We start from the raw sequence: 12,445 nt of genomic DNA, 5'->3' as shown, positions 1-12,445 counted from the left end.
TTTCATGATCGGATGTTGGTGATGAGGATGGGGGCGTCTTCGCCCAGGTTAGTGAGGGCCAAGGCGGACTCCACCGGCAGGGCGAAAACGATTTCCTTGCGGGATTGGTCCGAATCCGTTAGGGAAAACGCCGTGCGCTTCTCTCCCGGTCGTCCCAGGACGATGGCCCCTTTGGCCACATAGCAGATTTCTACGCCCTGCGTTCCCATTCCAGGTTTCCCCGTTTCCACCGGAGAAGCATGGCATGATTCGGTTTTCTCGGTGACCAAGTCCACCTTTTGCCCTGGAGACAGGGACGAGATCTGGCTGGCCGGCGTCAGGGCTATGGTCGTATAGTCAGCCGGATAATCCTCCGCCGCTTTCACCGCTGTGGGGACAAGGGGATCCCCCTTCCTCAAAGGGATGGCCGCCCTTCGCCCCAAAACCGCCGAGGCCGACTTGACGGTCCTCGTAGCCAGAGGATTCGTCCGCATCCTCACTTGGGCGATGTCGCCGGGATGGATTTCCTGACCTTGGGAAATGTCACGGGCGGCTACGAAGGCGCTTTGGTTGCTGCTGACCGTCAACCCTATCTGAATCAGGCAAAAAGCCATGAGAGAGATGAGGAAGGCCGTCGCGATCTTCTTTAGGCGGAAGGAGGTTTGAAGGCTTTGCTGCGAAGAAGGGGTGGTCACTGTGGTGCCATGAAGGCGCGCCCAAAAAGTGGGCAGGAGAATCTGCAAGAGGGGAGGCCTTTTCCTACGCCTGGACTGGGGTTGGGACCTGCGCTTGCGGCGGCCGACTTCATCGCCCGCACTCTGGCTGCCGGGATGGCCCCTGCGGTCCATGCCCGGGTCGTGAAGATGGCTTCCCCGTGGCGTCTCGTTTAGACGGGGGAGCGTCGTTTCGGTATCATCGCGTGTTTTTCTCATGCCTCCGTTATAGGAGATTCCGGTCGGAAAGGCGAGCGATGAGAGCGAATGCGGTCAAATGTGAAACACGCCTTATCCCCAGGCGTGTTGTTATGTGGATAACTTATCCACAAGGGGATTTCAGCCTTTATTGGAGGAGGAACCGGGGGAATGCCTGTCCGTCCGGTAGAAGCCGCTCCCTTTGAAAGAGATGGGGACGGCGGAATAGACCTGACGGACCTCTTCTTGCCCGCACTGAGGACAGACGGTCACTGGCACGTCGGAGAAGGAACGGACTTCGGTGAAGTCATAGCCGCAGTTTTTGCAACGGTAATGGTAAGTTGGCATGCTTTCCTGTTTCCTGTTCTGTCTTGTGTCCCTGAGAAGCGGTACTGAACCCATCCTAGTAAGTCGCCGGACGAGCAGGGTGGCGGCGTCGCTGGTATTTCGCTGGGCGGACAGGATTTCAGGATGCGCTGGGGGATACACCCGTCGGCCGGGGACGGAGAACGGCGCTTGCGGCCGAATCATCAGACCGCCGTCCGCAAGGGATGACGCCGTCGGGGCTCGCGATGAAGGAGACGGGAAGGTCCCAGCTTGCGTGGGGGAGTAAATCTTCGCTTAGCTCCCAAGGCCAGATGATGCCAACTATTATGGCTTGCTTTGCGGCGTAAACCAGCGCCTGATCATACCAGCCGCTTCCATGGCCGAGTCGGTTCCCATCCGCGTCCAGGGCCAAAGCCGGCAGAAAGATGATGTCGGCCTGCCGCAAAGCCTCCTCTCCGAGCCCAGGGCCCAAGGGGTCGCGGGGAAAGAGGGAGGAGACCCGTTCTGCCCGGTCCGTGGACTGATAGATGGCCCAATCCAGACTGATCCGCCTGGTCATGGCGCTTCGACCGGTTTGATTGGCCACCCTTCCGATGAAATGGGTGGACCGGGGATTCCGTAGTTTGGGGACGAGGGTGGTCCGTCCTTGCTTGTCATCATCGGTCACCCCGGTTTCATGGGCGGTCCCTTCGCCGTCGGTGGCCTGGGGGAGGGCCTGAAGATAATCGAGCAAAGGCTGGGAACTGACTTCTCCCAAGGCAGGCAGGTAGGCGGCGACGGTCCGTGCGGCTCGGATCCGTTCAGCCAAAATGGATGAGTCAAGCTTGGCGACCAGTTGACGCCCTCCTTCCCAAGAATCCTTTGGACTCAACCGGCGACGGCGGGCCAAGATCGTCGTGCGCAAGGAACCCTTCCGCTCGTCGCTTCCGCTAGACCCGTTACCCACGGCGTGCTTGTCGGGGGCGGTCTGCCGGTCTCGTCCGGCGTGTGCGCCATGCGTGTCGCTCGCGCTACGTGTGTCGAGAGTGTCGCGCGTGTCGAGCGTGTCATGAGACGGGTCAGCAGGTCTGGTCATTCTTTCACCTTATCATAAGGAATATGTCCTCCTTCTTCCGAGAACTCTTCAGCACCGGTCGGGGCGACGGCGGTGCCTCAGGCTCAATCGACGAGAGCCATTTCATCGTTCCTCCTCTGGTGGGGCCGTCCCCCCATGGCCTCTGGGAGGCTTTCATGCGCGGCCGGGTTTCGGAGCTTTCCCAGCTGGCCGAAGACCTGGATTCCCAGTTCGGTCCCGACTCAGGGGTCCAAGAGGCGCCTTTGCCCATTTCCGCCATCAGCCTGCGGCCTTTGACATATGACGATCAGGAAACCTGGTCCGCCTTACGGGAGCGGAACGCCGACTGGCTTTCTCCTTGGGACGCCGGAAATCCCTTGTCCGGCCAGGATGACGGACGCACGCCTGGCCTGACTTATAACGCTTGGATCGGGAACATCCGCAAGTCGGAAGAGGAAGGGCGGGGGACGATCTTCGGCGTCTACCGGGACGATGACCTCATCGGCCAGCTTTCCCTCGGAGCCATCAACTACGGAGCCTTGCGCACGGGGACCATCGGCTACTGGATCTCCCATCAACAGGCCGGCCACGGGTATATCCCCCAGGCCGTGGCCATCTTGGCCGATTGGGCTTTCAAAGATCCGCAAGGGCCCCGGCTTCATCGTTTGGAAATCAACGTTCTGCCCGAAAACGCCAGATCCATCAGGGTGGCGGAGAAGCTGGGGTTCACCCGCGAAGGCCTTCGCCGCGGGTACATGTATGTCAATGGGCAATGGAGGGACCATCTTTCCTACTCTTTGCTGACTTCCGACCTATCGTAAGACCGCAAAGGGCCCGTGGCCGTCTGTCCAGCATCTTTGGTCATCGTTGTGTTTGACCTTTGAACCTATATTTTGATTGACGTTTTGATTGGCATCTTAAATTATGATTGGAAATTTGAACCGATACCCTGAAAGGCGTCTTGCCTGGCGGTCGGGAAAAGACGACACGGCTCTCTGGTTTCCCCTGAAATGACAAGCATGTGATTTAATGTGAAGGGTATGGACTTTGGATCGATGAGTGGCATCGTTTTAGCCCTGGCCCTGGTGGTGGCCATAGTCGCGCTCGTCCCCCTGGCGACTCGGCGGGGGATGATGAACGCGGCGGAGCATGACGATGACCGCTTTTCGCCTTCCCTCCATATCGTCGACGTCGACGTTCCGAACGAAGAGCGGGCAGAAGGGCATGACGACCGTGATGGTAAGGAGGCGCGCACGATGAAGGAAGCAACGCACAGTTTGTCGCAAGACCACATCAGACGGGTTCGAGCCAATCGTAAGAAGGCCGTCCGCCGTCGTCAGATCATCGTCTCCCTGCTTTCGGCCGCAACCGTCGTGTTTGCGATTTTGGGAATCTCTACTCCGGCTCCTTGGTGGATTTTCTTCATCCCTCTCACCTTACTGGCCGTGGTCTTGGGCTTGGGTGCTCGAGCCAGCGCCCGCGCTCGTGATTGGGAGAAATCCTTGCGTGCGGGTCATATGACCCCTTCATCCGTCTCTTCGGACGACCCTGAAGCCTACCTCACCTCCTCCTCTTTCCCCGTCTCCCCGTCCGACTTCACCAGCCAAGTTGCCCAAGCCCTGATCAAGTCGGAAGAGCCCGAGGAGAAGACCGACACCATGAGTCGGGTGGAAATCCAGGAGACCCTGACCTTGGCCGTGCGCGAGAAGGCCGCGGCCAATCGGAAAAAGGCCAAGAAGGCCATGGAAGACCTGCGTCAGCAGAGCATGGCGGCTTCGGTTTCCACTACTGCCATGCCGGTCCAGACTTCATCGGACGAGCCTTCGCCCGTGGCCGAAGCGGAAAAGATCCTGGGCAAAGGCGCCAGCGGGGATGACACCATCGCCGTCAGCAGCCGGGAGATCATCTCCCACCGCCAGGTCGCCCGGGCCGTGCCTCCCAGCCAACCGGTCCCCATCCCCGCATCCGATATGGCCATTCCGGTGGACGCCCCGACCGGGTCGGAGGACTCATTGGGGGTGGACGCCTTCGCCCTTTTGGATAAGCGGTAAGGTTGGCGCTTGCCGGCTCTTGGCTGGACCCGGGCGTTTCCCAAGGAAATTAACGCTTTGAGCGTAGGTTTTTAGCACTCGTGTTGGTGGAGTGCTAAGTTCACGCTATGATAAGAACTAGCGTTTAGCGCGGATGGGTGTTCGTCAGCCGCTCACCTGCCCCAGCGCGAACAAGGACGGCGCGCAAGCGGATACGGTCTTGCGCCAGCCGATTGAACTTCTAGAAAGGATGGTTAAGGTGGCAATCGCACTCAAGCCATTAGAGGATAAGATCATCATCAAGCAGGCCCCTGCGGAGACGACCACCGCTTCCGGCCTGGTCATTCCGGATTCCGCCAAGGAGAAGCCCCAGCAGGGTGAAGTCTTGGCTGTCGGCCCTGGCCGCCGCGATGACAAGGGCGAGCGCGTCCCCATGGACGTCAAGGAAGGCGACCGCGTGCTGTATTCCAAGTATGGCGGCACCGAAGTGACTTATAAGGGCGAGGATTATCTGATTGTTTCCGCCCGCGACATTCTGGCCGTTCTCGAGTAGAGCGGTCGATCAAGTCGATCAGGCTTTTCATGACAGCCCCTCCGTTTGGCGGAGGGGCTATTATTTTACTGATTCCAGCTTCCCGCCTTTTGTCGTACGGATTGTCGTAGGGATACCTCTGCTTTTTGCCGTACGCATACCCTTGCTTCTACCGTGCGGATACCCCTGCGGATATAGAATGAAGCCATGGATTCCGTCGCCGGCCGGACGGGCTGGTCGGCGGATTCGCCCCAGGTCGGGCCGCGACCACAAGGAGGTAGCATCATGGCAACTTTCAGGCATCGTCCCATCATCGATACCATCCCCGCCTATCCTCAAGGCAAAAAGCCGGACTCTTTACCGGGCCTGACCCCCTTTAAGCTGTCCAGCAACGAGAGCCCCTATCAGCCGCTTCCCAGTGTGCAGGAGGCCTTGAGCCGGGGTCCCCTGGAATCGATCAACCGATATCCCGACATGCGGGGTCGGGTGGTGTGCCAGAGACTGGCCGCCCAATACGAGGAGGATCAGCTGGCCCGGACGGGCACAGGGCTGGGTCTGACCGAGGACAACTTCCTTCTGGGGGCCGGCTCCACCGAGGTAATCACCCAGCTGGTGCGCATGGTGGCCGGGCCGGGGGACCAGGTGATCTACCCCTGGCGCAGCTTCGAGGCTTATCCCATCATGGTCTCGTCCGCCGGGGCCGACAGCGTCCAGACCCCCCTCACCAGCGATGGCCGGCATAACATCGATGCCATGATCGCGGCCGTCAATGACCGTACCCGTCTGATCATCGTCAACAATCCCAACAACCCCACATCCACTTCCGTGAGCAGGCAGGAGGCCCAGCGGGTGCTAGCGGCCGTGCCCGAGGACATCCTCGTCCTCTTCGACGAAGCCTATTTCCAGTTCAATTCGGACCCCGACCAAGCCCGTGGCCTGGATTTCTTCGCCGACCATCCCAATCTGGTGATCGCCCACACTTTCTCCAAGGCCTATGGCTTGGCCGGGCTGCGGATCGGCTATGCCATCGCCCATCCGGACGTGGTCGAATCCCTGCTGAAGGTGATGTTGCCTTTCGGGTGTCGGACATGGCCCAGACCGGGGCCTTGGCCAGCTTGGAGGCCAGGCCGGAGCTGGGCCGGCGGGTGCAGGCTCTGATCGGGGAGCGCGCAAGGGTCGTGGAAGCTTTGAAAGAGCAGGGGTGGGACGCCATCCCCGAACCACAGGCGAACTTCTTCTGGCTTCCTCTGGGGGAGGGGACCGAAGACGCCGCTGCTGCCTTCGCCCGTCAGGCCTTGGCGGTCCGGGCCTTCCCGGGGGAGGGGATCCGCGTCTCCCTAGGCCTGCCCGAGGCCAATGACCGGGTGCTTTCCGTCTGCCGGAACTTGAGGTCCTTGTGACCGATTAGGCCGCGCCTGCCCGACTCCTTTCCCTCCTGTTCCCCCTCCTGGAATCCCTATTTTTGACACGCCCGGCATGTTGGACTTGCAATTGTCCTTGAGGCGTGTCAAACTATCAAAGTTGCCTCTGTGAACAACGGACGCAACGGCGGATTTCCCAAGCGGTCAAAGGGAGCTGACTGTAAATCAGCCGCTACTAGCTTCAGTGGTTCGAATCCACTATCCGCCACGCCCCGATAGCTCAGTGGTAGAGCGCGTCCTTGGTAAGGACGAGGTCGCGAGTCCAATTCTCGCTCGGGGCTCCATAGCGGGATAGCTCAGCTGGCTAGAGCGTACGACTCATAATCGTAAGGTCGGGAGTTCGAGTCTCCCTCTCGCTACGAGGAAAACGTTGGGTTTTCGTCCAAACGCCCATGTAGGTTTATGGGCTTGGAAGAAAAGACAAGATGTAACGAAAGGTGAACAATGGCAAAGAAGAGTGCCGAAATTCGTCCTGGCATTACGCTGGCGTGCACCGTGTGCAAGGAACGTAATTACCAGACCACGAAGAACCGTCGTAACACTCCCGACCGCCTGGAGCTCAAGAAGTTCTGCTCCCGTTGCGGCAAGGAGACTCTCCATCGCGAGACCCGCTGAGCGGAGATTTCCGTAAACATCAAACGTCAAAGACCCGGCTTCGGCCGGGTTTTTGTTTATCCTCCTTTTCGCTTTGTCCTCTCGCCCCCCTATACTCGCACACAATATACTTATGAGCAATATTGCAAGTTGTAATATAAGGATATGTGGCGGAAAAGACTGATGGGCGCCTGATAAGAACCACTTGGGGAAGGGCGTCTGCTTACACGAGGGAGGAATATAATGGATTTATTCAGAACCAAATCCGTGGAGCGAACCCTGGATGAGACCAGGGAGGAAGGGCGCTCCCTCAAGAGGAATCTGAACGCCTGGGATCTGGCCCTCATGTGCGTGGCCGTGGCCGTCGGGGCCGGGATTTTCTCTGTTGGGGCCCAGGCGGCCGCCTACTACGCCGGTCCTTCCTCCATCATCAGCTTCCTCATCGCCGGAATCGTCTGCGGCGGGACCGTCCTGTGCTACGCGGAGTTCACCTCCATGGTTCCGGCAGCCGGCTCGGCCTATACTTTCACCTACACGACGGTGGGGGAATTCGTCGCCTGGATCATCGGCTGGGACCTGGTCCTGGAAATGCTGATGGCCGGGGCCGTCGTGGCGAAATACTGGGGAGTCTACCTGTCTGACTTCACCAGGCTGATGGGGTGGAACCTGCGGATGACGGTCCAGCTGGGGCCGGTCAGCTTCGATTGGGCCCCCTTTCTGATCATCGCTTTCTTCACCGCCCTGTTGGTTATCGGGACTCAGCTTTCCGCCCGGGTGGACGGGACGCTCACGGCCATTAAGATCGGCATCGTCCTTTTCATCATCGTGGCCGGTCTTTTCTACATCAAGTGGAGCAACTTTGTTCCCTTCATCCCTCACTCCGCACCGGCATCCTCGGTCAGGCAGGGGGTCTCGAGCGGTCTGATGGAACAGCCCCTGTGGCAGTGGATCAGTGGGCGGAAGGCCACGGCTTACGGCGTTCCCGGGATTTTCTCCGGGGCGGCCTTAGTTTTCTTCGCCTTCGTGGGCTTCGACGCCGTCGCCACCGCTTCGGAAGAGGCCAAGAACCCGGAGAAGACGGTCCCGCATGGCATCATCCTGGGTCTGAGCATCATCATCGTCCTCTACATGGCCGTGGCCTTCGTGACGACGGGAATCGTGTCTTACAAGACGCTGGCCAAAGCTCCCAATCCCTCCCTGTCCGTGGCATTCGAGCTGGCCGGGGCCTCCTGGGCCGCCAAAATCATCTCCATCGGCATCGTCATCGGCATGGCGACCGTGGTCATGGTCCTCCTGCTGGGCCTGACCCGCATCCTTTTCGCGATGAGCCGGGACGGGCTCCTGCCTCGGAACCTGTCCAAGACCAACAAACGAGGGACTCCGGCCGCCCTGCAGATTGGGGGAGCGGTGGTCATGGCCTGCATCGCCTCCTTCTTCGACGTCAGCGTCCTGTCGGACATGGTCAATATCGGGACCCTGTCCGCCTTCCTCCTGGTTTCGCTCGCCATCCCGATCATGCGCAACCGCCGGCCGGACCTGAAGCGCGGCTTCACTATGCCTGGCAATCCTTGGCTGCCCATTCTCACCGCCGTCGCCTGCGTCTTCATCTCCATCAACCTGTCCGTGCTGACGTGGATCCGCTTCCTGGTCTGGCTTTTGATCGGGTTCGTCGTCTACTTCGGGTACTCCTACCGGCATGCTGGTATCCGGACGCTCGAGGTGGTCGATGGGGAGTTGGACGCGGGGGCTTCGGGAGATGCCAGCTCCGCGGAATCGAGGGACGCTGTTCCCGCGAATTAGGTTCAGGAGAGGTCCCTGCAAAATGAAGAAGGCGTCCCCATCATGGAATCGGATGAGGGCGCCTTCGTGGGTTTTATGGATTTCGTGGATTTCCTGAAACTTACGAAATCAGCCGGGGAACCCAACCCCGGTCCGGGTCACTTGTTCGACTCGGCCGGGCCCGGGGTCTGAGACTGGCTGGAACCTTCGCCGGGGTTCGTACTGCTGGAAGAACCCGTGCCGGGCTTGGTGGAATCATCGACCGTCACTTCGGTCAGCTTATCGCCTTCATCGGTCTGCACGCGGATGGTCAGTTTGACTTTGGACACGCCGGTCTCCTTCTCGATCTGGGAGACGAGCGGGCCGAACTGGCTGGTGTATTGGTCGGTGTTGGCGCTGATCCGCTTCTTCAGTTCGCTGATGGAGGCATTGGGGAGGGCTGATTTCTTCAGCTTGAGGGTCATGATGACGGTCTTCCCCGAAGAGGTCAGCTCCATGCTGCCGGTCTGCTTCATCTGCTCGTTGGCGGTCTTGATTTGCTCTTGGACCTTGGAGGACTGCAGGTACTTCTTGATTTTCGCCGCGTCCTGCTTGTCTTTCAGGGCTTGCTTGGCTTGCGCGCTGAGGCTGTTGGCTGCGGAGGGGGAGGAGGACGACCCGTTCCCGCAGGCGGCCAATCCCATCAAGGACGCCGTCGCCAGAAAGATGGCCAGGGCCTTACTGACTTTCCCGCTGTTCTTCATTGCTTCTCCTTTTATGCTTCGCACCGTTCGGTGCCTTGTCCCATGCATCATCTGATGCATTGTTCCTTGCTTGTCCGGCGTGTCATTCGGCCTGTGCCGTATGCCATCCGTTCTCGGTCGTTACCGGTCGTTCGCCGACCATCGGTCCTGTACCTGAAGCGGTTCTTGGGCCCGCAGTCGGCTCATTCGTCCGGTAATAGCCCACCTGTAAGGTGTCGGTCTGCCCGTCGGGCATTCATCATGGTGAAAGGATACCATGGGAATAAGAAGACGCCGGCAGGGCGGCACTGGATTTTCATGAATGCGACCAAGGACGGGACATGGCTCAAGCAGAGGATTTGGACGGAAAAAAGGGGAGGGTGACCTTCGCCGACATCACCACCATGCATGTGGGAGGGCGGATTGGAACGTTCGTGGAGCCGATCAATAGGGCCGAACTGGTCCAAGCAGTCCTCCAAGCCGATGCGGAAGGCCTGCCATTATGCGTGGTCGGAGGGGGGTCCAACATCCTGGTGGGGGACCAGGATTTCCCTGGGATCGTGGTGCGTGACGCCCGCCGGGAGATTTCCATCCTGGACGAAGCCGCCCCGGCCGAGAAGGGGCAGGAGAGCATCGTCCATGTGGAAGCCCAGGCCGGCGCCAACTGGGATGACTTCGTCGCCTACACCATCCACATGGGGCTGGAAGGTGTGGAAGGCCTGTCCGGCATCCCCGGGACGGTTGGAGCCAGCGTGGTGCAGAACATCGGCGCCTACGGGCAGGAAGTGGCGACGACGGTGGAATCCGTCCAGGCCTGGGACCGGTCCACAGGGGAGGTGGTCATCCTGACCAAGGACCAGATGGATTTCGGCTACCGCACGTCCTTGCTCAAGAAAAGCATGTACCAGGAGGAAGGTCGCAGGCGGTTCTTCCCCACCCCCCGCTATGTGGTGATTTCGGTGACTTTCGCCTTGCGGCATAGCCCCACCGGCGTGGTCGGCATGGGACAGTTGTCCAAGGCCTTGCAGGTGGAAGTCGGCCATCGCATGCCCACCGGCCAGATCCGCGACGCCGTCCTGACCGTACGGGCTTCCAAAGGGATGGTGGAGGACCCCGCCCGTTACGGCAATCCCTGGATGAAAGGGACCAAGCAGAAAGCCCAGATTCAAGCCGCTCAGGCCTTGGCCCCGACCGATCCCCAACTCCTGCGCAACCGCTGGTCCTGTGGAAGCTTCTTCGTCAACCCCGTTTTGACGGTCGAGCAGGCGGCCGAGCTCCTTCCGGCCGACGCCCCCCGGTTCGACGCCCCTTTGCCGGTTCCTGATTCAGGTTTCGGCTTTGGCTCCGGTCCGGATTCCGGCCTCAGTTCAAATTCTGACTCCGGTCCCAGCTCCGATTCCGGCTCAGTCGCAGCCAAGAAGAGGGTGAAGACCTCCGCCGCCTGGCTGATCGACCATGCCGGTTTCCCCAAAGGTTTCAGCCTGGATGGGAGGGCGGCCCTGTCCAGTCAGCACACCCTGGCCTTGACCAACCACGACCACGCCTCATCGGCCGATCTGCTGCGCCTGTCCCAAGCGATTCAGGCCGGGGTCAAAAAAGCCTTTGGCGTCGATCTGGTCCCGGAGCCCGTCTTCATCGGCCTTTCCGATGCGCCGGAAGATTCCGCTGCATGACCGCCTTCTTTTTCGGTGAATTACGCGCTTGCAGACGAAGCTGGATTTCGCTTGGTCTCATGGTCCTCGTTGCGGCATCCCTCCTTTCCCTTTCCCTGGGGATGGTCATCGCGGGGAGCCAGGCATCGTCGGATGACGTCTTGGAAGAGTACGTGACTTTGGGAGGGATGCAACTTGCTTTCACCGTCATATCAATCCTGGCTATGCTTCCTCCTCTCACCGCTACCGCCATCCGCGTCGATTCCCCCAGAATCGCCCGTTCAGCTCGTCGGATCTACGGTAAGGCAAAGCATGGGCCTCTATTTCGCCATGCTGCTGACGGTGGCGACAGCTGGGTCCGCCCTGGGCCTGGCTCTCGCTTTCCTCGCCTGGCCCGGTTTCGCCCGGCTTCTGGTCCGCGTGCATCCCCCCGCCATCGCCGCCTTGTCCCGGCCTCTCTCCTCCTTGGCCTTGATTCTAGGATTGGTGACGACGGTGGCGGCCGTCGGCCTGGCCGGGTTGATCGCGCTCGGGTTTTTGAAGAAGGTGGACCCCATAGCGGCCGTCCGTGAGCAAAGCGGTTTTCGGATCCGACGGGTGAACCCCGCCCGCCTGGTCCTGGGGATCTTACTGCTGGCGGGACTCCTGGGCGGCTACTTCGCCATCAGCCGGATGAAGCCCATGGCCGACCCGCAGGTCCTGAGCGGTCTGCTTGCGGCCTATTGGAGGGAAGGCATGGGTTTGATCGTGGTCAATCTCCTGTTGTCGCCCCTGCTGGCCCCTCTTTTCGTTCATCTCGTGTCCGCCTTCCTGCCCTCCCGCTTTTCCCCTCCCGCTTTTCCCCTTCCGCTTTCCTAACCAAGTGTTCGGCCCGTTTCCGGGTGCGATCGACGACGGTATTGGTGGCCCCCGTCGTCGCCGCCGGCATCATCGGTTCCATTATGGGGATGGCCAGGCAGATTCGGCAGATTTCGTCGGCGCAGGGGATTCCCTCCAGTGATATCCAAATCAGCCCGAGCGGGCAGATACTGTTGGAATTCGTCTCCCCCCTGATCCTTGCCACGGTCGCCACCTATTGCGCCATAGCGGTCACTGGTCGTCAAAGATCGATAGGCGTGGCCCTGCTTCGTTTGGAGGGGGTGCCGATCCGGTGTTTGGTCCGCTCCAGCATCATCGAAGCCTTGGTCTACAGCCTTGGCTCGACCCTTCTTTGCCAATCCGCTTTGGCCACCAACGCCTTCCTGATGGGGGAAGCCTTGAGCTTGGGCCCTATTCCTTCCGCTCGGTACGTGGGGATAGGCTGGTCGTCTTTGCTTGTTCTGGGATTCAGTTTCTGCTTTTTGGGCCTGACCTTGGCCTTGACCACTCTGGTCCAGGCTGGACGTAACCCTCTCCCGCTCATCCGCAGGACGGAGGGCTGAATATGGGAGGTCAAACGATTCCA

General features: G+C 60.1%; 12 protein-coding genes, 3 tRNA genes and 1 pseudogene. 12 read left to right on the top strand and 4 right to left on the bottom strand.

What is annotated here, in order from left to right; translation table 11 throughout:
* Window positions 1-2: 2 nt before the first annotated feature.
* The 3 genes from PSDT_RS06340 to PSDT_RS06330 form a co-directional block, all read right to left on the bottom strand.
* Complete coding sequence (locus PSDT_RS06340) at window positions 3-827, bottom strand: SAF domain-containing protein (protein WP_006288764.1); 825 nt, start codon at window positions 825-827, stop codon at window positions 3-5.
* 204 nt (window positions 828-1,031) lie between these two features.
* Window positions 1,032-1,238 (bottom strand): FmdB family zinc ribbon protein, encoded by a 207-nt coding sequence (locus PSDT_RS06335; protein ID WP_006288765.1) that lies wholly within the window; start codon window positions 1,236-1,238, stop codon window positions 1,032-1,034.
* Between the two features lie 118 nt (window positions 1,239-1,356).
* Complete coding sequence (locus tag PSDT_RS06330; protein WP_223293540.1) at window positions 1,357-2,292, bottom strand: 5-formyltetrahydrofolate cyclo-ligase; 936 nt, start codon at window positions 2,290-2,292, stop codon at window positions 1,357-1,359.
* A gap of 23 nt (window positions 2,293-2,315) precedes the next feature.
* Here PSDT_RS06330 and PSDT_RS06325 point away from each other — a divergent pair, with 23 nt between their 5' ends.
* From PSDT_RS06325 to PSDT_RS06285, 9 genes and pseudogenes are all read left to right on the top strand, one after another.
* Window positions 2,316-3,092, top strand: a complete 777-nt coding sequence (locus PSDT_RS06325; protein WP_006290161.1) for a GNAT family N-acetyltransferase — start codon at window positions 2,316-2,318, stop codon at window positions 3,090-3,092.
* A 234-nt stretch (window positions 3,093-3,326) separates the two neighbouring features.
* Window positions 3,327-4,322 (top strand): hypothetical protein, encoded by a 996-nt coding sequence (locus PSDT_RS06320; protein ID WP_143828279.1) that lies wholly within the window; start codon window positions 3,327-3,329, stop codon window positions 4,320-4,322.
* Window positions 4,323-4,560: 238 nt separating this feature from the next.
* Window positions 4,561-4,854 (top strand): co-chaperone GroES, encoded by a 294-nt coding sequence (gene groES / locus PSDT_RS06315; RefSeq protein WP_006288769.1) that lies wholly within the window; start codon window positions 4,561-4,563, stop codon window positions 4,852-4,854.
* Window positions 4,855-5,118: 264 nt separating this feature from the next.
* Window positions 5,119-6,233: pseudogene (locus tag PSDT_RS06310) on the top strand (histidinol-phosphate transaminase).
* 147 nt (window positions 6,234-6,380) lie between these two features.
* A tRNA-Tyr gene (locus PSDT_RS06305) sits at window positions 6,381-6,462 on the top strand.
* A gap of 1 nt (window position 6,463) precedes the next feature.
* A tRNA-Thr gene (locus PSDT_RS06300) sits at window positions 6,464-6,538 on the top strand.
* 1 nt (window position 6,539) lies between these two features.
* Window positions 6,540-6,613: transfer RNA gene (locus PSDT_RS06295), tRNA-Met, on the top strand.
* A gap of 85 nt (window positions 6,614-6,698) precedes the next feature.
* Entirely contained in the window at window positions 6,699-6,869 is a 171-nt protein-coding gene (gene rpmG, locus PSDT_RS06290; protein WP_006288770.1) for a 50S ribosomal protein L33, read from the top strand.
* A gap of 222 nt (window positions 6,870-7,091) precedes the next feature.
* Window positions 7,092-8,648 (top strand): amino acid permease, encoded by a 1,557-nt coding sequence (locus tag PSDT_RS06285; RefSeq protein ID WP_006288771.1) that lies wholly within the window; start codon window positions 7,092-7,094, stop codon window positions 8,646-8,648.
* A gap of 137 nt (window positions 8,649-8,785) precedes the next feature.
* Here the strand turns inward: PSDT_RS06285 and PSDT_RS06280 are convergent, their stop codons facing one another.
* Window positions 8,786-9,370, bottom strand: a complete 585-nt coding sequence (locus PSDT_RS06280; protein ID WP_006291168.1) for a DUF4854 domain-containing protein — start codon at window positions 9,368-9,370, stop codon at window positions 8,786-8,788.
* 320 nt (window positions 9,371-9,690) lie between these two features.
* On the opposite strand from PSDT_RS06280, the gene PSDT_RS06275 reads away from it, so the two are divergent.
* The 3 genes from PSDT_RS06275 to PSDT_RS06265 all read left to right on the top strand — a co-directional run bounded on the left by PSDT_RS06275 (window position 9,691) and on the right by PSDT_RS06265 (window position 12,422).
* Window positions 9,691-11,022 carry a UDP-N-acetylmuramate dehydrogenase gene (locus PSDT_RS06275; protein ID WP_006288776.1) on the top strand — a complete coding sequence of 444 codons (1,332 nt, stop codon included), beginning with the start codon at window positions 9,691-9,693 and terminating at the stop codon, window positions 11,020-11,022.
* A 291-nt stretch (window positions 11,023-11,313) separates the two neighbouring features.
* Entirely contained in the window at window positions 11,314-11,859 is a 546-nt protein-coding gene (locus PSDT_RS06270) for a hypothetical protein (RefSeq protein WP_006288778.1), read from the top strand.
* A gap of 23 nt (window positions 11,860-11,882) precedes the next feature.
* Complete coding sequence (locus PSDT_RS06265; protein ID WP_006288779.1) at window positions 11,883-12,422, top strand: hypothetical protein; 540 nt, start codon at window positions 11,883-11,885, stop codon at window positions 12,420-12,422.
* The last annotated feature ends 23 nt before the right edge of the window (window positions 12,423-12,445 follow it).

The organism is Parascardovia denticolens DSM 10105 = JCM 12538, from assembly GCF_001042675.1.
In the GTDB taxonomy this organism is placed as follows: domain Bacteria; phylum Actinomycetota; class Actinomycetes; order Actinomycetales; family Bifidobacteriaceae; genus Scardovia; species Scardovia denticolens.
Note: the sequence above shows the minus strand (reverse complement) of the source record. Positions and strands in the feature narration are given on the sequence as shown.

Excerpts from the sequence above, each read along its gene's own strand:
- PSDT_RS06285 (WP_006288771.1), top strand. The coding sequence starts at position 7,092 with ATGGATTTATTCAGAACCAAATCCGTGGAGCGAACCCTGGATGAGACC.
- PSDT_RS06340 (WP_006288764.1), bottom strand. The coding sequence starts at position 827 with ATGGACCGCAGGGGCCATCCCGGCAGCCAGAGTGCGGGCGATGAAGTC.
- PSDT_RS06320 (WP_143828279.1), top strand. The coding sequence starts at position 3,327 with ATGAGTGGCATCGTTTTAGCCCTGGCCCTGGTGGTGGCCATAGTCGCG.
- PSDT_RS06335 (WP_006288765.1), bottom strand. The coding sequence starts at position 1,238 with ATGCCAACTTACCATTACCGTTGCAAAAACTGCGGCTATGACTTCACC.
- rpmG (WP_006288770.1), top strand. The coding sequence starts at position 6,699 with ATGGCAAAGAAGAGTGCCGAAATTCGTCCTGGCATTACGCTGGCGTGC.
- PSDT_RS06325 (WP_006290161.1), top strand. The coding sequence starts at position 2,316 with ATGTCCTCCTTCTTCCGAGAACTCTTCAGCACCGGTCGGGGCGACGGC.
- PSDT_RS06275 (WP_006288776.1), top strand. The coding sequence starts at position 9,691 with ATGGCTCAAGCAGAGGATTTGGACGGAAAAAAGGGGAGGGTGACCTTC.
- PSDT_RS06330 (WP_223293540.1), bottom strand. The coding sequence starts at position 2,292 with ATGACCAGACCTGCTGACCCGTCTCATGACACGCTCGACACGCGCGAC.
- PSDT_RS06280 (WP_006291168.1), bottom strand. The coding sequence starts at position 9,370 with ATGAAGAACAGCGGGAAAGTCAGTAAGGCCCTGGCCATCTTTCTGGCG.
- PSDT_RS06270 (WP_006288778.1), top strand. The coding sequence starts at position 11,314 with ATGGGCCTCTATTTCGCCATGCTGCTGACGGTGGCGACAGCTGGGTCC.